The organism is Klebsiella sp. M5al (assembly GCF_002090195.1).
Taxonomy (GTDB): Bacteria; Pseudomonadota; Gammaproteobacteria; order Enterobacterales; family Enterobacteriaceae; genus Klebsiella; species Klebsiella grimontii.
The window spans coordinates 2,492,334-2,511,385 of sequence record NZ_CP020657.1 but is presented as its reverse complement, the minus strand read 5'-3'; the positions used below and the strand labels follow the sequence as shown (position 1 = coordinate 2,511,385).

Here is a 19,052-nt window from a genome sequence, read left to right as displayed (position 1 = left end):
ATAACCACTATATCATTTATATCTACAGTGTATAGATACTAACAAAAAATAATAAGTCGGTTATAAGGCGAGAGACGATACAGAATAAATCTTGGATATCAGCAACATGCAGTGTTAAAAAAGGGCCGCGACGCGGCCCTTATTTCCGGTGATAGCAGTTACTTCTTCGCTTCAGTCCATTTGCCGTCAATATAGAAAGCTGACCAGCCGGTGGCTTTACCCTCTTTCTCTGACGCAACGTACTGCTGCTTAGTTTTACGACTAAAACGCACCATCGTTTTGTTGCCTTCCGGATCCTGCTGCGGCGCATCGGCCAGATAGCGCAGCTTCTCGGCCAGGCGGTCGCGGAAGCGGTACAGCTCTTCCACGAGCGGCGCGCGGGTTTCGCGCGATTTCGGGAAGGTGTTCGCGGCCAGGAAAACGCCTGCCGCGCCATCGCGCAGAACAAAGTAGGCGTCCGATTTCTCGCACGGCAGCTCCGGCAGCGGCACAGGATCTTCTTTCGGCGGCGCCACTTCCCCGTTACGCAGGATCTTACGGGTGTTTTTACACTCGTCGTTGGTGCAGGCCATATACTTACCAAAACGCCCCATCTTCAGGTGCATTTCAGAGCCACATTTCTCACACTCAACGATCGGGCCATCATAGCCCTTAATGCGGAACTCGCCCTCTTCAATCTCGTAGCCATCGCAGGTCGGGTTATTACCGCAGACGTGCAGCTTGCGCTTAGGATCGATGAGATAGCTGTCCATCGCCGTGCCGCATTTTTTACAGCGGCGTTTGGCGCGCAGCGCGTTGGTTTCAGCGTCCTCGCCTTCCAGCACGTTGAGAACTTCGTTTTCCGGCACCAGGTTAATGGTAGTTTTGCAGCGCTCTTTTGGCGACAGCGCATAGCCCGAACAGCCGAGGAAGACGCCGGTGCTGGCGGTGCGGATCCCCATCTTGCGCCCGCAGGTTGGGCAGTCGATGGTGGTCAGAACCATTGGGTTCGGCTGCATGCCGCCCTCTTCTGGATCTTTCTCCGCCGTTTGCAGCTGCGAGGTGAAGTCTCCGAAGAAGTTATCGAGAACCTGTTTCCATTCGGCCTGATGGTTGGCCACCTGGTCGAGGCGGTCTTCCATCTGCGCGGTGAAATCGTAGTTCATTAGATCGCGGAAGTTCTCTTCCAGACGATCGGTGACGATCTCGCCCATTTTTTCCGCATAAAAACGACGGTTTTCCACCCGCACATAGCCGCGATCCTGAATGGTCGAAATGATCGACGCATAGGTGGACGGGCGGCCGATGCCGCGTTTTTCCAGCTCTTTAACCAGCGAGGCTTCGCTAAAACGCGCCGGCGGCTTGGTAAAGTGCTGCGCGGGCGTCAGCTCGACCAGGCTCAGGCTTTCGCCCTTGTTGACCAGCGGTAAAGTACGATCTTCATCGCCTTTACGCAGGGCTGGCATCACTTTGGTCCAGCCGTCAAAGCGCAGCGTACGACCGCGCGCTTTCAGTTTGAAATCGCCGGCTTTCACTGTCAGGGTGGTGGAGTCGTACTGCGCTGGCGTCATCTGACAGGCGACAAACTGGCGCCAGATCAGCTGATACAGTTTCTGCGCATCAGATTCCATATCTTTTAACGTTTCGGCCAGCACGTTGACATCGGAAGGACGAATCGCTTCGTGCGCTTCCTGGGAGTTTTCTTTGCTGGCGTACTGGTTAGCGCTCTCCGGCAGATATTTCTTACCGAAGTTATCGCCAATATAGCCGCGCACCATATTCAGCGCGTCCTGGCTCAGGTTCGTGGAATCGGTACGCATATAGGTAATATGCCCCGCTTCGTAGAGGCGCTGCGCCATCATCATGGTTTTCTTCACGCCGAAGCCAAGACGCGTGCTGGCGGCCTGCTGGAGCGTGGAGGTGATAAACGGCGCGCCCGGCTTGCTGCTGGTCGGCTTGTCTTCACGCTCCAGCACGCTGTAGCTGGCTTTCTCAAGCAGCGCAACCGCTGCCATGGTTTCATCACGGCTCACCGGACGGAACGGCTTATCGCCGCTGTGGGTCACCTGCAGCGGTAACGCATCGCCGCCTGGCGTCGTAGTGCTGGCGTCAACTTCCCAGTACTCTTCCGGAACAAACGCCTTAATCTCACGCTCGCGTTCAACCACCAGACGTACGGCAACCGACTGGACGCGGCCTGCGGACAGACCACGGGCAATTTTTTTCCACAGCAGCGGAGAAACCATGTAACCCACCACGCGGTCCATAAAACGGCGCGCCTGCTGAGCGTTAACACGGTCAATATTCAGTTCGCCCGGCTTTTCGAAAGCCTGACGGATAGCATTCTTGGTGATCTCATTGAACACTACGCGGCTATAGCGCTGTTCATCACCGCCGATAACTTCCCGCAGGTGCCATGCGATGGCCTCCCCTTCGCGGTCAAGGTCGGTTGCGAGATAGATGTGGTCAGCTTTTTCCGCCAACTGTTTGAGTTCGGAAACAACCTTTTCTTTACCCGGGAGTATTTCATAGTGCGCATCCCAGTCATGCCATGGGTCCACGCCCATACGGTTGACCAGAGCGCCGCGTTCATCCTTCTTAGGCTTTTTAGCCCCTTTGGTGGAGGTAGAGTCGGCGCTCTTTTTGGAAGCTGAGCCACTGGTCGGCAAATCGCGGATATGACCAACGCTGGACTTAACCACGTAGTCATTACCCAGATACTTATTGATCGTTTTGGCTTTTGCCGGGGACTCAACGATAACGAGAGCTTTACCCATATTCACCTTTACCTAATTTGATTCATCCAGGAATACATCGCACATTGATTCACCATCCACTGGCGACACGTCACAACCTATGTTGCGTCGTTATCGATGGATATCAACCCTTTGCACCGGTTTCAGGTCCATAAAACCAGATAGCTGAGTTTGCTGGCTTTTTCTTGCCAGGCGACATAGCACGAATAATTTTTGGCCGAATGTCAAGCAAATCTGTTGCCAGATCGCTGAAAGCGTCACACTGTACCTGATAAAATTCGTTACGCAACTTTATTAGCATGCAAAAGCAAATCCCGCCACTAAACTGATGTTTATTAAGCTCCTGCGATTACCCTCGTAAGATCCATGGAAAATTTGCCCCTCGTCGCCGTGCGGCGTAGACTAGCCGCGAAGAATCACAGGAGGCATTTATGCAAGGTACAACCCAACCCATCGATCGCCAGACGCTTCTGGAAAAAGCCAACAAACTCATTCGCAAACATGAAGATACGTTAGCCGGGATCGAGGCCACCGACGTCGTTCAGCGTAACGGCGTGCTGGTGTTCAGCGGCGAGTTTTATCTTGATGAGCAGGGTCTGCCAACGGCGAAGAGTACGGCGGTATTCAATATGTTTAAATATCTCGCGCACGAGCTGTCTGATAAGTATCACCTGGCGGATTAACCGCCGCGCGCAGGGCCAATACGACAACGCGAGGCCCATGCCTCGCGTTGTTTTGTTTACATCAGCGGCTTTTGCCCGCGCTGCCACCAGCGCAGCAGCAGTTTATCGGCGCTTTCTGCCGCGCTGCCGGTAAACCGGTCGAGCATTTTCTTACGCTGCTGGTAGCGCACGCTGATAACCTCATGCTTGTCCATCAGGCCCAGCAGAAGTTCATCGCTGGTTTCCACCGCGTCAACAAGGCCTTTTTCCAGCGCCTGAACGCCATACCAGTGTTCACCCGTCGCTACCTGCTCGATATCCAGCTCAGGGCGCATCCGGTGGACAAAGTCTTTGAAGAGTCGATGGGTATCGTTGAGATCTTCGCGGAATTTCTGGCGCCCTTCTTCGGTATTTTCGCCCAGCATCGTCAGGGTACGTTTGTACTGCCCGGCCGTATGCAGCTCAATGTCGATGTCCTTGTTCTTAAGAAAACGATTGATGTTGGGGATCTGCGCCACAACGCCAATAGAGCCAAGGATAGCGAACGGCGCGCTGACGATTCTGTTCGCCACGCAGGCCATCATATAGCCGCCGCTGGCCGCAACTTTATCTACCGCGACCGTTAACGGGATTTGTTTGTCGCGCAGACGCTGCAGTTGTGAAGCGGCAAGGCCGTAGCCGTGGACCACGCCGCCGGGGCTTTCAAGGCGAATCACCACCTGGTCGCGCGCTTTTGCCGCCGCCAGAACGGCGGTGATCTCTTCGCGCAGGCTGCTGACTTCGTGGGCATCCATACTGCCTTTAAAATCCAGCACCCAGGCGCGCGGTTTAGCGTCCGGCTCGGGAGTTCCCAGCTTTGCCCGCGCCTTTGCCGCTTTTGCTTCCTGCTTGAGCTTTTTCTTTTGCGCTTTATGCCACAGCTTCTGCTGCGGCCCATCGAGCAACGAAGCCGCCAGCTCTTCCTTCATCTCCTTATATTGCTCGCTAAGATTGGTTACCCGCAGCTCGCCGCGCTGTTTTTTGCGCTGAGTCAGGTTAACAATAATGGCGACGATAACCGCAATTGCGACAACGATGGTCGCGATTTTGGCCAAAAACAGGCCATATTGAGCAAGTAATTCCACGTTTTCACCTTGTGTAAACCGCTGACGTTGGCGCACAGTGTACATCAGCCGTCGGCGAGAAGTCTTTGTGCTTTGTGTCGCGCGCGAGGCGCCTTCCTGTTTTTTTCAGCGACGATGAAATCGTTGCAAGATATTAATTCCGCGAAGAGTTTCCGTTTCGCCGATTGCAATAGCGGGCGCTTTCAGGCATAAAGCGCAAAAGTGAAATACCGAATAGCAAGCGCGATCGCCTGCCGATCGCCCGAGGAGTCGCCGTGCACTATCAACCGCAACGTCACCTGTTACAGGATCGCATCATCCTGGTTACCGGCGCCAGCGATGGCATAGGCCGTGAAGCCGCCCTGACCTATTCCCGCTATAGCGCCAGCGTTATCCTGGTCGGCCGTAATGAAGAGAAGCTGCGCAGCGTTGCGCACGAGATTCAGCAAGCGGGCGGCATTCCCGCCCGCTGGTTCACTCTCGACCTGTTAACCTGCACGCCGCAGGAGTGCCAACAGCTGGCGCAGAAGATCGCCATCCACTATCCGCGCCTCGACGGGGTGCTGCACAACGCGGGTCTGTTGGGCGACGTGTGCCCAATGGATCGGCAAAAGCCGGAAGTATGGCAGCAGGTCATGCAGGTAAACGTGAACGGCACCTTTATGCTCACCCAGGCGCTGCTTCCTTTATTACTTAAATCCGAATCGGGTTCGCTGGTCTTTACCTCCTCCAGCGTCGGCCGTCAGGGGCGCGCCAACTGGGGCGCTTATGCCGCATCTAAATTCGCCACCGAAGGCATGATGCAGGTGCTGGCCGAAGAGTATCAGAGCCGTCATCTGCGGGTTAACTGCATCAACCCCGGCGGCACGCGCACCAAAATGCGCGCCAATGCCTTCCCAACGGAAGATCCGCAAAAATTGAAAACCCCCGCTGATATCATGCCGGTTTACCTGTGGCTGATGGGCGACGACAGCCGCCGTAAGACGGGAATGACTTTTGACGCCCAGCCGGGCCGCAAACCAGGAATCGCACAATGAGTGATGAACGCCACCGCGAACGCCAGCAGCGGGTAAAAGAGAAAGTTGACGCTCGCGTCGCCGCCGCGCAGGAAGAACGCGGCATCGTGATCGTGTTTACCGGTAACGGTAAAGGCAAAACCACCGCCGCTTTTGGCACCGTTACCCGCGCCGTCGGGCACGGTAAAAAGGCCGGCGTCGTGCAGTTTATAAAAGGCACCTGGCCAAACGGCGAGCGCAACCTGCTCGAGCCGCACGGCGTCGAATTTCAGGTGATGGCGACCGGTTTTACCTGGAATACGCAGGATCGCGAAAGCGACACCGCCGCCTGCCTTTCAGTCTGGGAGCACGGGCGCCGAATGCTGGCCGATGAAAGCCTCGACCTCGTTTTGCTGGACGAGCTCACCTATATGGTGGCCTACGACTACCTGCCTCTGGAAGAGGTGCTTACCGCGCTGCGCAACCGCCCGGCGCACCAGACGGTCATTATCACCGGCCGCGGCTGCCACCGTGAAATTACCGAACTGGCCGATACCGTTAGCGAACTGCGTCCGGTTAAGCACGCCTTCGATGCCGGGATCAAGGCGCAGATAGGGATCGACTACTAGCCGCCAGCCGCTCGAGCAGCCCATGATTGAGCGGCAGGCACAGGCAATCCTCCCCCAGCGCCAGCTCGCTTTCGGGAATATTTTGCCGCGAGACGAAGCGCTTACGGTATTCGGTTGGCGTGACGCCGCAGTATTTATTAAAGGCGGCAATTAGAGACTTGTGCTCCTGAAAGCCGCAGCTGTGGCTGATCTCAGTGATTGGCGTGCGCGTATCGCGCAGCAGAGTGCGGGCTTTGTTTAGCCGCACCAGCGTCAGGTACTCTTTAAAATTATAGCGGCTCACTTTTTTGAACAACCGCGAAAACCAGGAGTAGCTCATCCCGCTATGGCAGGCGACCTCGCTCAGGGTCAGCGGCTGATCAAAGTGTTGATTGATAAAATCAATGCCTTTTTTGATCATCGCCTCGTCGCGCAGCGAGCTTTCGCCGCGCCGCGTCGGCTTTCCGGCGCAGACGACCGCATCCAGCAGCAGATAAATCGCCGCGATGCGCTGAAACGGCGCGTGGTTATCGATTAGCTGTTCCAGTAGCCTCGCCAGCCGGAGGTGCACCTCACTGTCTGCCGTAGAGTAAGATCGTCCGCAGGTATTCCAGTCCAGCTGCGGCGAGGGATGAAGCTCATCAAACAGGCCGGGTGAAAACTGGACGGTGACCAGCTGGCTGCCCGCCTCCTCCGCGCTAAGCGAATGGACCTCTTCGGCATTGATGTACAGCATATCCCCCTGCGTAAGCTCCAGGCTCTGCTGGCCGACAGAGAGCGTAAATCGCCCCGCCAGCACGGTAATCAGCTCCGGAGCCGGATGCCAGTGAGGCTCGCAGTAGCGAACCTCCGCGGCAAACACGTTCAGCTTCTCCGCATCAAAGGCAATCAGCTCGTAGCCGCTGTTCACCGTCTGTCGGCCGGTCTGGCTGACCGAACGAGGATGAGTCACTGAAAAAGGGAACATGCGCACTCTCCTGTCATTAGCAATGATGAGCGCCCGCCAGCACCGCGTTAAGCTCGTCGCGCTCAATATCCAGCGCCAGGAACTCGGTCAGCGCAATCAGCAGTCCGCAGAACAGATCCGGCGCCAGGCGAATCAATTTTTCACGCACCTGCTCCGCTGGTATCTGACTCTTATCGGCAATCAGCGTCACGACGCGGGCAAAGGCCTCCGGCTGCTGGATCAGCTGTTGCAGAGAGTTATCATCGCGCAGCGGGACGTACCGCTGCGGGCAATCTACCTCCATTTCCGCCGTTAACGGCAGATCGCGGGATGAGGCGCCGACGCGGATCTGCCAGATGCCCGGCGTCACCATCCAGTCGCCAAGACCCGGATGGTAGCAGGCTAGTTCGGCAATGGGCAGCTGCAGGCTTACGCGCCGGGATTCTCCGGCGGCCAGCGCCACTTTGCTGAACGCTTTTAATGACTGTACTTCGCGAATCAGCTCCCCCTTCGGCGCGCTGACGTACAGTTGGACGATCTCTTTACCCGCATACTCCCCGCAGTTGGTCAGGTCGAACGACACCGTAAGCGTCTCGTCTGCGCCTAATCGGGAGGCTGACAGCGCGATATTATCGTAGGCAAACCGGGTATAGCTTAAGCCAAAACCAAACGGAAACTGAGGCATCAGGCGACGTTTGTCATAATAGCGATAGCCGACAAAAAGCCCTTCTCCGTAGTAGTGGCGCAGGTTTTCGCCCGGATAGTGTAGCCAGGCCGGGGTTTCCTCCAGGGAATTAGGCACCGTTACCGTCAGCTTGCCGCAGGGGTTACGCTTGCCGAAGAGGATTTCCGCCACCGCGCGCCCCATCCCCTGACCGGCAAAAAACGTTTCCAGCAGCGCTTTGCATTCGCCAAGCCACGGCATCACCACCGCATCGCTATTCGCCAGCACCACCACGATATTTGGCTGGACCGCGGCGACTTCACGAATCAACCGCTCGTGCACCGGCAGAATATGCAGATCCTGACGATCGCCGTTTTCGCCATCTTCGCCTACGGCGGTACTGACGAAGAGTACCGCCACGTCAGCCTCTTGTGCCACGCTGCAGGCCTGCGCCAGCGCCTGTTCATCATCGCGCAGATCGTCCGGCGCGCCTACGGCCCAGGTAACGCTAAAATCGTCCCCGGCGAGGTCGAAAATTTCATCCAGCGGGCGATCGAGAAGATACGGTACCGTGGTCGCGCATCCGGATCCCTGAATCACCGGCTCCTGCGCCGGTTTACCCAGCACCGCGATGCGCGGTGTTTTCTCCGAACGCAGCGGCAGCAGAGCCTCTTCATTTTTCAGCAGGACGATAGATTCACCGGCAAGCCGCTGCGCCAGCGCGTGGTGCGCCGTAAAATCGGCTCGCGTTTGCGGGCGGCGATGGCGCTGAACCTTGTCGAGCAGTTCCAGCATGCGTAGACACGCGCGATCCACCACCGCCATCGGCACCTCTTCGGCTTCGATAGCCGCCAGCAGAGTTTGTTTATCGCGGCGGGTTTCCGGCATCGCCAGGTCGTTGCCCGCCATCAACGAAGCGGGACGATCTTTAATGCCGTACCAGTCGGACATCACCAGGCCGTCATATCCCCACTCATCGCGCAATACCTGAGTGAGTAAAAACGGATCCTGCGAAGTTTGTACGCCGTTAAGACGATTGTAGGAGGACATCACCGTCCACGGCCGGGATTTTGCAATCGCCCGCTGGAAACCCGCCAGGTAAATTTCCCGCAGCGCCCGCTCTTCAATGATCGAATCCATCTCCGTGCGGCGAAATTCCGAGTTATTGGCCGCAAAATGCTTCAGGCTGGCGCCGACGCCCTCCTGCTGCAGACCGTTGATCAACGCTGCGGCAATGTCACCGCTGACCACCGGGTCTTCGGCGTAATATTCATAGCCGCGCCCGGCCAGCGGCGTGCGGCGAATATTAATGCCGGGCCCGAGCAGGATCCCGACGCCCATTTGCTGACACTCTCGCCCCAGCGCTTGCCCCATCTGATGCACCAGTTCCACGTCCCAACTGCAGGCCAGGCTGGAGCCGTTTGGAAAGCAGGTCGCCGGTAGCGAAGTGCTGAACAGCGCTTCACTGCCCCCTTTCGCGGCGGGCTCTGCCACGCTGGCCTGGTCTGCGGTTTGGGTGATGACCGAGATAAAATCATCCATGCTCCACTTTTCCCGGCCATCAATCTGCGCGCTGCTGTAGCGCACGCCATAAGTGCCGTCGGTCATAATGATATCTTCGATACCGTGCTGCGGCAGCGAGGCGGTGCGCCAAAGGCCGCTGCCGGTCAACAGCGCCACTTTCTCTTCCGCGCTCATCGCGGCAAGGGTGGTGTTAAAATCGTTACTCATCTCTCTGGCTCCCTGAGGTTAAAGCGCGTTCTGTTTACGCAGGCTGATCTTTTGCACAATATCGCGATAGGTTTTTTCATCCAGCGAATAGCAGGCGACAAACAGGGCGCTGAGGGCAAACATCGCGCCGGGAAATAGCGTCATCAGTACGTTAATGCCGTTAATCGCGCTGGCGGTGATATTGCCCGCGTCATAGTGATAATAGTCCAGCATCCATCCCGCGCAGCCGCCGCCGATGGCCATCGCTATTTTAGTGATGAAATTAAAAAAGCCGTAAATTGCGCCTTCGGTACGCACCCCATGGTGCCACTCGGCATATTCCACGGTATCGGCAATCATTGACCACATTGAAACGAAACCCATCCCCAGCGTAATACTGTACAGACACACGCCGGTCATGATCAGCCAGATATTGTCGCCGGCGATAAAATATTGCATCAGTACGCCCACCACACCGATTAACAGGGCCACCAGCGTCATTTTCTTTTTACCTATCAACGCAATAATTTTTTCCGAAATAACGGTACCGACAATATAAGCCGCCGACTGAATCATAAAGAAGGTGGAGGTAAAACCTTCGCTACCAATGATATATTTGATAAAGTAAATAGCGATCGCCATCCACACGGTATAGGCAATATAAAAAAAGACGGTGAACATGGAGAGGTTAATTAGCGGCGCGTTCCCTGCCACCGCCTTCAACATTTCCCGCAGCGTCGGCGCCGGAGTCTGTTCCTCTTCTTCGCCAACGCGCTCTTTGGTCATCCCGAAACAGGCAAGGAACAAAAACGTCGCCAGCAGCGCAAAGCAAGAGACGGCGAAGACATAGCCCAGCTGTTTATCGCTAAACGGGGAAATCAGCCTATCCGCGGTGGTGGACACAATCAGATAGCCAACAATCGCCAGTACAAACCGGTATACCGACAGCGATGAACGGGAGGCTTCATGCTGGGTTAAACGGTTGGTCAGCGCCGAGTAAGGCGTATTCACCGCCGTATAGGCCAGGCAATAAATAGTATATGAAATCAGTGCGAAGTAGAATTTGGCCTCACCGCCGAAAGGCACAAAGCAGAGCACCGTCAGAAAGCCCAGCGGAATGGAACCATACAATAACCATGGACGAAGTTTACCGTAACGGCTGTGGGTTTTATCGATAGCAAAACCAATCACAATATTAAAGGCCGCATCAACCACGCGGGCAATAACAAAGATCAGGCTCGCCTGTACGGCGCTAATCCCGTAAATATTGGTATAGAAAAAAAGTAAGAATAGAGAAACAAAGCCGAAGGATAAATTAGAGGCGAAATCGCCAAATCCATAGCCTATTTTTTCTTTAACGCCGATAACCACATAGCTTGCCGATAGTTTTCCTGCTGTTTCCATTTTAGGCTACCTGTTAATGTAATCAGTGGCGTCAGTATATGGCGTAGCCAGGCGCATCGCTTTGCGTTATTTGTCCGGGGATTTCCCGTTTTTTGTCTTTATGCAGAAGTGTGAAAGGAGTCACAAGAGAGAAAATTCCGGCGGCGACCGCCGGAACTGGAATAATTAACCGTTACCGTTATTACGGCTGCTGGAACGACGGTTGTTATTATTATTGCTCACCTGGCTGTGGCGCTTAACCGCGCGGCGAATCTGATTTGCCTTCATGCGACGGCGATCTTTTTCGACGGCGACCTTAGAGGTGGTTTCCGGCGTAAGCTCGACCAGCTCACGCAGGTAGTTGGTTTGCGCCAGGTCCAGCTCGGTGTAGCCGCCGCGCGGCAGGCCTTTCGGCAGCAGAATATCGCCGTAGCGCACGCGGATCAGGCGGCTGACCTGTACGCCAACGGCTTCCCACAGGCGACGGACTTCGCGGTTACGCCCTTCGGTCAGCGTGACGTTGTACCACTGGTTAATCCCTTCACCACCGGTAAACTTGATGGTTTTGAACGCCGCCGGGCCGTCTTCCAGCTGCACGCCGCGTGAAAGCTGGCGCAGCTTGTCATCGTCAATCTGGCCAAACACGCGCACCGCGTATTCACGTTCCACTTCGCGGCTCGGGTGCATCAGGCGGTTCGCCAGTTCACCGTCGGTGGTAAACAGCAGCAGGCCGCAGGTGTTCACGTCCAGACGACCAACGGCAATCCAGCGCGCGCCGCGCAGCTTTGGCAGACGATCGAACACCGTCGGACGCCCTTCCGGGTCGTTGCGGGTACAGAGTTCGCCTTCCGGCTTGTAGTAGGCCAGCACGCGGCAAATCTGTTCCGCAGACTCTTTCACCGAAATCAGGTGGCCGTCGATACGAATTTTTAAACCCGGGACAATTTCAACGCGATCGCCAAGGGTGGCGATTTTGCCATCGACGCTGACGCGGCCAGCTTCGATTTTGGCTTCGATTTCACGGCGGGAGCCGTGGCCAGCGCGGGCCAGCACTTTTTGTAATTTCTCGCTCATTGAGCTTCCTTAAGGTGTCGCCTTCCCAGGCGTCTGGTATACTTCGAAAAACAGGGCGTTAGCAAAATAATATTCTAACACCATGTTCTGTATATATATTTTGCATCAAGGCGTATCATGTTTTGCGCCATTTTAGCGACCACAGTAGAGACACGTCTTCTCGCGTGGGCGAACATGGTACACGAACTTTAAGATCAATGCTTCTTCGCATTACGAGGATAGCACAACTTACCATCCGCCTCCGCCGCCGCCTCCTGCTCCGCCGCCGGAAAATCCCCCGCCGCTGCCGCCGAGACCAAAAGCGCTGGCGGATCCACTATTCAGATGCGCCTGCAAGGTCAAAAACGCCCCGGATCGGGCTATCTCCGGCGCCTTAATCGCCGCCGCCAGGGATGGAGCCAGGCGATTGGCCCACGCCTTACCCAACCCTGCGGCTACCGCCCAGCTAAGCAATGAAATATCCAGGTAACGGGATTCGCCTTTGCGCCGTGGGCCGCTGTGCGTTGCTGCCTCCAGCCGTCCAAGATAACGGATGACCCCTTCAGCTCTGGCAAAGCGCTGCTGGCCCAATTGCGTAAGCTGCGGGAGCAGGCAAAAGCCCAGCGCGGTGATATAACCGGACAGGCACCAGGCGCTGAAGTATCCGGCGGGCATATACCATTGAAAGAGCGAAAAACCCATTTTCGCCCATAGAAACAGAAAAATCAGGCCGCCGCCGATAAGCGGCCACAACACCGTCGCCATTAGACGCTTGCGAATTGGTTTGCCGGGATCGCTATCGCTCAGTAAAAACACGCTGCTAAAGAGAAGCGGAATAACGAAGAAAAGACCCGCAAACCAATCCGCAGTTAAGGTTCTGGCCGTCCAGCCCAGACTCTGCGCATTAGCGAGAATCTGAGTCGCAAACATCGCCACAATACCGCATAACAGGAAGCTCAAAGGCCGATAGCCCGCGCCCTTATGCTGCTGACGATAGTATTTATCCATTCGCTTAAACGCTTTGCGCAGCGTTCTGTTGTAGCGCCCCTTGAGCTCCACTTTATCGCTCTTATGAAACAGCAGATCCATCAATAGCTGCTCTTCCTGGGTCGGAATATCGCCTGTGTGAATTGCGCCAGAACGTACCCGAACCAACGAGCATAGCATTTCATCGCCCGGCACATTCTCCAGCGCCACCCGCCCCTTCACAATCAGGTTGGTCACATCGGCGCAAAAACCTTTATCGTCGTACGTTTGCTTCGCCGCCATACGCAAATAGCCTGGAGAAAATTCCGTAGACATTGACGTCAGCACCGGCACGTCAACCGGAGTAAAACGCGGCCTGCGCAGCCATAAAAACAAGAAATAACCCGCCATTAATCCACAGGGGATCCACACGCTTAAAGACGATAACGTGGGGATAAAAAGATGCGGGAGTAGATGAGTCGCCTGCGGCTCTGCGGCATCAGGCAACAGCGCACGAGGCCAGCGATAGAGTACGGTAAAATCCTGCTGGTAGAAGGGTTCGCGGGACTCAATGCGCCCATCCGGCAGAAGGTGGCCATTTTTTAACCTTTCGCCATCATCGCCGGTAAAAAAGTCGATCTGCCTGAACGGGTCCCCTTGCGCATCCGCTAGTTGCAGCGCGAAGCGAACCTGGAATATTTCGAACGACCAGCTGGCGCCGGTGACATTCCAGATAAGCACATCATCTTCGTCATCGCGGATAAACGCGTTGCTGACCTGATAGTGCACCTGGTAGCGATAATCGCCTTCCGGCAGAAAAGTTTGCTCATCGCCGACTACGATCCTCATCGTCCCCCGGTGCCAGAGCAGATGCCAGGGCTCGGGTTTGCCATCGCGGGTCACGCCGATCACATGGTACGTCAGCAGGGCCGCGTTGCCGTCCGGCCGCACCCACATACGCGGAAGATCGCGAAAGAAACCGTGTTTGATCTGCCTGTTGCGCACCTGGAAGTGAAGGTTTTCTCGCACGTCCAGCACGCCGTCCTGGCGCATGGTAGCCTGAACGTCAAACAGAGCGATAGCTTCTTGCCAGGGGGATAAAACCTCAGAATGCGCAGGGCTGAACGGCACGCTGAACAGCCACAGCAGAAGAAAAAAGCGACAGATTAATGTCCATTTCACGACGATTCCTTCCTTGGAATAAAAAACAATTACAGGAACGGCGTCACGTCCCCGACGCCTTCACGCACTACGATCGGCGCGTCTTCGGTAAGATCGATAACCGTGGTCGGCTGCTGGCCCAGATAGCCGCCGTGAATAATCAGGTCCACCTGCTTCTCCAGACGATCCTTAATCTCTTCCGGATCGGATTCGGTAAAGTCGCTTCCCGGCAGCATCAAGGAAGTGGAAAGCATCGGCTCACCCAATGTTTCCAGCAGCATTTGCGCAATCGGGTTCGACGGCACGCGCATCCCGATAGTCTTACGCTTCTCCTGCAACAGGCGGCGCGGGACTTCTTTGGTGCCCTTGAGGATAAAGGTATAGTTACCCGGCGTATTGTTTTTAATCAGACGAAAGGCCACGTTATCGACGAATGAATAGGTCGACAGCTCGGACAGATCGCGGCACATCAGGGTAAAGTTGTGGCCGTTTGGCAAATTACGGATCCGGCAAATCCGCTCCATCGCGCCTTTATCTTCAATTTTACAGCCTAAGGCGTAACCGGAGTCGGTCGGATAGACGATGACTCCGCCTTTACGCACAATGTCCACCGCCTGGTTAATTAACCGCGCCTGGGGGTTTTCCGGATGGATATAAAAAAACTGGCTCATACTTCCCTCTCAATTTTGTTCTACGGCCACTTCCCAACTGCGCCAGATCCCTTCAACGCCCGCGGGCAGCCAAAGTTTGCGGCCCAGTTCGATCCATGGGCAGGGCTGATGAAAATCAGACCCCTGCGAGGCATCCAGGCCATACTGCACGGCGTAAGCGGCAAGCTGAGCGCGCTCGTGCGGCGCCTGTTGACACTGCGCCACCTCCATCGCATCGCCGCCCTGTTCGCTAAAGTGGGCCAACAGACGTTTTAACCACTTGGCGGAAAGGTCATAGCGCCCGGGATGGGCAATGACCGCCTTACCGCCAGAATGATGAATGACATCAATCGCTTGTTTTATTGTACACCACTGAGGCGGAACGTAACCGGTTTTCCCGCGCGCCAGATACTTCTTAAAGACGTCAGCCATATTGTTGGCATAGCCGGCCTCCACCAGAAAACGGGCAAAATGGCCGCGCGTCACCGCACCGCCGTCCGCCAGCTTCAGCGCCCCTTCCCAGGCCCCCGGGATCCGCGCTTTTTCCAGCCGTTCAGCAATCTGCTGGCCCCGCATCTGGCGACGCGCTTTCTGTTCATCGAGCAGCGCGATCATTGCCGGATGGCCGATATCGATATTCAGTCCGACAATGTGAATTTCATGATTTTCCCACAGCGTGGAAATCTCCACCCCGGTAATCAGCGCCAGCGGTAAACCGGCGCGTTCAATTTCAGCCTGAGCCGCGGGAATCGCCGCCACGGTATCGTGATCGGTAATCGCCAGGGTGCCGACGCGCATCTGGTGCGCGCGATGGACAAGTTCTTCTGGAGTCAGTCGCCCGTCAGAGGCAATGGTATGGCTGTGCAGGTCGTAAATCACTGCGTAATTGGTGTTGCTCAAGATGACTCCTGCTGGACATGAACCTGTACCCGTCATACTTTAAGTCACAGGCAGATTGACTGTGATTCTGCAGCTTAAGTGATTAAGGATATCAATAAGCGCATCATCATACCGACAGAGAGAGAAAATCTGCAAACAGGGGTTGACATTAATCTCTCGGACTAGTTAACTAGTACGCAAGTTCACATGAAGGGGTATCAACGATGAAAACGCAATTTATCACTCTGCACGGCTGGTGGCGCACCTCCTGTTATCGGGCGGCGTGATCGCGTTTTGCACTCAGCATACAGATACCCGGCCCGCCAATGAGCGGGCTTTTTATTGGACAAATTATTATAGCGAACAGGCGACAACAATAATGCAAACATCAAAACCGGCACTCGAGCTTCTCACCAGCGACGCCATCTATCGGGAAAACCCCACCGCATTGTTCCACCAGATCTGCGGCGCGCGTCCAGCCACCCTGCTGCTGGAATCCGCTGATATTGACAGCAAGGATGATTTAAAGAGCCTGCTGCTGGTGGATAGCGCCCTGCGCATTACCGCACTTGGTGACACCGTCACTATTCACGCATTGTCCGCCAACGGTACGGCGCTGCTGGAACTGTTGGATAGCGCCCTGCCCTCCGGCATCAATAATCAGCGTCAGCCCAATAGCCGGGTATTAACCTTTCCCCCGGTCAGCGCGCTGCTAGATGAAGACGCCCGCCTGTGTTCACTCTCGGTATTCGACGCTTTTCGCCTGCTGCAGGAACTGGTTACCGTTCCGCAGGACGAGCGCGAAGCCATGTTCTTCGGCGGCCTGTTCGCCTATGACCTGGTCGCCGGTTTTGAAGACCTGCCATCGCTGGAAAGCGACACCGCCTGCCCGGATTACTGCTTCTATCTGGCGGAAACGCTGCTGGTTATCGATCATCAGACCAAAAACACCCGTATCCAGGCGAGCCTGTTTACGCCGCTGGAAAGCGAAAAGCAGCGTCTGCTGCAGCGCATCGCTCAGCTTCGCCAGCAGCTGAACGAGCCGCCGCTGCCGCTGCCGGTAACCACGGTAGCCGAGATGCGCTGCGACTGCGACCAGAGCGACGAAGAGTATGGCGCCGTGGTGCGTAAAATGCAGCGCGCCATTCGCGCGGGCGAGATTTTCCAGGTCGTGCCGTCGCGCCGCTTCTCGCTGCCCTGCCCATCGCCGCTCGCCGCTTATGATGTGCTGAAGAAGAGCAACCCGAGCCCGTACATGTTCTTTATGCAGGACAACGATTTCACCCTGTTCGGCGCGTCGCCGGAGAGCTCTCTCAAGTATGATGCCACCAATCGCCAGATTGAAATCTACCCGATCGCCGGTACCCGACCGCGCGGCCGCCGCGCGGATGGTTCGCTGGATCGCGATCTCGACAGCCGCATTGAGCTGGAGATGCGCACCGACCATAAAGAGCTTTCCGAGCATCTGATGCTGGTCGACCTTGCGCGTAACGACCTCGCGCGCATCTGTACGCCGGGCAGCCGCTACGTCGCCGACCTGACCAAAGTCGACCGCTACTCCTTTGTGATGCACCTCGTCTCCCGCGTGGTTGGCGAGCTGCGCCGCGATCTTGACGTGCTGCATGCCTACCGCGCCTGTATGAATATGGGCACCCTCAGCGGGGCGCCGAAAGTGCGCGCCATGCAGCTTATCGCCGCCGCTGAAGGCAAGCGTCGCGGCAGCTACGGCGGCGCGGTGGGCTATTTTACCGCCCACGGCGACCTCGATACCTGCATCGTTATCCGTTCCGCCTACGTGCAGGATGGCGTCGCCACCGTCCAGGCGGGCGCCGGTATCGTGCTCGACTCCGTTCCCCAGTCAGAAGCGGATGAAACCCGTAATAAAGCTCGCGCGGTGCTGCGCGCTATCGCCCAGGCCCACCACGCGAAGGAGATTTTCTAATGGCCGACATTCTGCTGCTCGATAATATCGATTCTTTTACCTATAACCTGGCAGACCAGCTGCGTTCGAACGGCCATAACGTGGTGATTTACCGCAACTCCGTCCCGGCGCAGGCGCTGATTGAGCGCATCGGCACGATGAAAAACCCGGTACTGATGCTCTCTCCAGGGCCGGGGACGCCGAGCGAAGCGGGCTGCATGCCGGAGCTGCTGATCCGCATGCGCGGCAAACTGCCGATTATCGGTATCTGCCTCGGACACCAGGCGATTGTCGAAGCCTACGGCGGCTACGTCGGCCAGGCCGGCGAAATCCTCCACGGTAAGGCTTCGAGTATTGAACATGACGGACAGGCGATGTTTGCCGGTCTGAGCAACCCGCTGCCGGTGGCCCGCTACCACTCGCTGGTGGGTAGCAACATTCCGGCGGGGCTGACCATCAATGCCCACTTCAACGGCATGGTCATGGCGGTGCGTCACGATGCGGATCGCGTCTGCGGCTTCCAGTTCCACCCGGAGTCGATTCTGACCACGCAGGGCGCGCGCCTGCTAGAGCAAACCCTGGCCTGGGCGTTGCAGAAGCTGGAGCAGACCAACACCCTCCAGCCAATTCTGGAAAAACTGTATCAGGCCGAAACCCTGAGCCAGCAGGAGAGCCATCAGCTGTTCTCAGCGGTGGTGCGCGGGGAAGTGAAACCCGAGCAGCTGGCCGCCGCGCTGGTGAGCATGAAGGTGCGCGGTGAGCATCCGCAGGAAATCGCCGGCGCCGCCACCGCGCTGCTGGAAAACGCCGCGCCGTTCCCGCGCCCTGATTATCTGTTTGCCGATATCGTCGGTACCGGCGGCGACGGCAGCAACAGTATCAATATTTCGACCGCCAGCGCGTTTGTGGCCGCCGCCTGCGGCCTGAAGGTCGCGAAACACGGCAACCGCAGCGTATCGAGTAAATCAGGATCTTCCGACCTGCTGGCGGCGTTTGGTATCAATCTGGATATGAATGCCGATAAATCTCGCCAGGCGCTGGATGAACTGGGCGTTTGCTTCCTGTTCGCCCCGAAGTATCACACCGGTTTCCGCCACGCGATGCCGGTCCGTCAGCAGCTGAAAACTCGCACCCTGTTTAACGTGCTTGGGCCGCTGATCAACCCGGCCCACCCGCCTCTGGCGCTGATTGGCGTTTATAGCCCGGAGCTGGTGCTGCCGATTGCGGAAACCCTGCGCGTGCTGGGCTACCAGCGCGCCGCGGTGGTGCATAGCGGCGGAATGGACGAGGTGTCGCTGCACGCGCCGACGGTGGTCGCGGAGCTGAACAATGGCGAAATAAAGAGCTACCAGCTGACCGCCGCCGACTTTGGCCTGACGCCTTACCATCAGGAGCAGCTGGCAGGCGGCACGCCGGAAGAAAACCGTGACATTCTTACGCGCTTACTACAAGGTAAAGGCGAGGCCGCTCACGAAGCCGCCGTTGCCGCCAACGTCGCCATGCTGATGCGTTTACATGGATACGAAGATCTGAAGGCCAACGCGCAGCAGGTCATCGATGTGCTGCACAGCGGAGCGGCCTATGACAGAGTGACCGCATTAGCGGCAAGAGGGTAA

14 protein-coding genes and 1 other annotated feature are annotated in these 19,052 nt (G+C 56.6%); of the genes, 5 read left to right on the top strand and 9 right to left on the bottom strand.

What is annotated here, in order from left to right; translation table 11 throughout:
• Nucleotides 1-158: 158 nt before the first annotated feature.
• Entirely contained in the window at nt 159-2,756 is a 2,598-nt protein-coding gene (gene topA / locus BWI76_RS11925) for a type I DNA topoisomerase (protein ID WP_024359426.1), read from the bottom strand.
• 410 nt (nt 2,757-3,166) lie between these two features.
• Between topA and BWI76_RS11920 the strand changes: the two genes are divergently transcribed.
• Nucleotides 3,167-3,418, top strand: a complete 252-nt coding sequence (locus BWI76_RS11920; RefSeq protein WP_004139530.1) for a YciN family protein — start codon at nt 3,167-3,169, stop codon at nt 3,416-3,418.
• A 56-nt stretch (nt 3,419-3,474) separates the two neighbouring features.
• Here the strand turns inward: BWI76_RS11920 and sohB are convergent, their stop codons facing one another.
• Complete coding sequence (gene sohB / locus BWI76_RS11915) at nt 3,475-4,521, bottom strand: protease SohB (protein ID WP_024359427.1); 1,047 nt, start codon at nt 4,519-4,521, stop codon at nt 3,475-3,477.
• 254 nt (nt 4,522-4,775) lie between these two features.
• Between sohB and BWI76_RS11905 the strand changes: the two genes are divergently transcribed.
• Together BWI76_RS11905 and cobO are read left to right on the top strand one after the other, a co-directional pair.
• The gene (locus BWI76_RS11905; protein ID WP_004121257.1) at nt 4,776-5,537 is read left to right on the top strand and encodes a YciK family oxidoreductase; all 762 of its coding nucleotides are present in this window, start codon (nt 4,776-4,778) and stop codon (nt 5,535-5,537) included.
• Nucleotides 5,534-6,124: a cob(I)yrinic acid a,c-diamide adenosyltransferase gene (gene cobO, locus BWI76_RS11900; protein ID WP_049086326.1), complete on the top strand. Its 591-nt coding sequence runs from the start codon at nt 5,534-5,536 to the stop codon at nt 6,122-6,124. Before BWI76_RS11905 ends, cobO begins: the two co-directional genes overlap by 4 nt.
• Here cobO and BWI76_RS11895 read toward each other — a convergent pair.
• From BWI76_RS11895 to rnm, 7 genes are all read right to left on the bottom strand, one after another.
• On the bottom strand, nt 6,096-7,070 hold the full coding sequence (locus BWI76_RS11895; protein WP_024359429.1) for a helix-turn-helix transcriptional regulator: 975 nt from the start codon (nt 7,068-7,070) through the stop codon (nt 6,096-6,098). The genes cobO and BWI76_RS11895 overlap by 29 nt on opposite strands.
• A 16-nt stretch (nt 7,071-7,086) precedes the next feature.
• Entirely contained in the window at nt 7,087-9,444 is a 2,358-nt protein-coding gene (locus BWI76_RS11890) for a beta-glucosidase (protein ID WP_049090006.1), read from the bottom strand.
• 18 nt (nt 9,445-9,462) lie between these two features.
• Nucleotides 9,463-10,827 carry an MFS transporter gene (locus BWI76_RS11885; protein ID WP_004139545.1) on the bottom strand — a complete coding sequence of 455 codons (1,365 nt, stop codon included), beginning with the start codon at nt 10,825-10,827 and terminating at the stop codon, nt 9,463-9,465.
• 165 nt (nt 10,828-10,992) lie between these two features.
• Nucleotides 10,993-11,880 carry a 23S rRNA pseudouridine(2605) synthase RluB gene (gene rluB, locus BWI76_RS11880; RefSeq protein WP_004121268.1) on the bottom strand — a complete coding sequence of 296 codons (888 nt, stop codon included), beginning with the start codon at nt 11,878-11,880 and terminating at the stop codon, nt 10,993-10,995.
• A gap of 228 nt (nt 11,881-12,108) precedes the next feature.
• Nucleotides 12,109-14,007: a DUF2207 domain-containing protein gene (locus BWI76_RS11875; protein ID WP_004139549.1), complete on the bottom strand. Its 1,899-nt coding sequence runs from the start codon at nt 14,005-14,007 to the stop codon at nt 12,109-12,111.
• 29 nt (nt 14,008-14,036) lie between these two features.
• A complete protein-coding gene (locus tag BWI76_RS11870; protein ID WP_049090005.1) occupies nt 14,037-14,657 on the bottom strand; it encodes an L-threonylcarbamoyladenylate synthase in 621 nt (206 codons plus the stop codon).
• A gap of 9 nt (nt 14,658-14,666) precedes the next feature.
• The gene (gene rnm, locus BWI76_RS11865; RefSeq protein WP_004139551.1) at nt 14,667-15,536 is read right to left on the bottom strand and encodes an RNase RNM; all 870 of its coding nucleotides are present in this window, start codon (nt 15,534-15,536) and stop codon (nt 14,667-14,669) included.
• A gap of 227 nt (nt 15,537-15,763) precedes the next feature.
• Nucleotides 15,764-15,859 (top strand) — a sequence feature (Trp leader region).
• A 35-nt stretch (nt 15,860-15,894) separates the two neighbouring features.
• Between rnm and BWI76_RS11860 the strand changes: the two genes are divergently transcribed.
• Nucleotides 15,895-17,457 (top strand): anthranilate synthase component 1, encoded by a 1,563-nt coding sequence (locus tag BWI76_RS11860; protein ID WP_004139552.1) that lies wholly within the window; start codon nt 15,895-15,897, stop codon nt 17,455-17,457.
• Nucleotides 17,457-19,052, top strand: coding sequence for a bifunctional anthranilate synthase glutamate amidotransferase component TrpG/anthranilate phosphoribosyltransferase TrpD (trpD, locus tag BWI76_RS11855; protein WP_024359433.1), 1,596 nt, complete (start codon nt 17,457-17,459; stop codon nt 19,050-19,052). The genes BWI76_RS11860 and trpD overlap by 1 nt, the downstream gene beginning before the upstream one ends.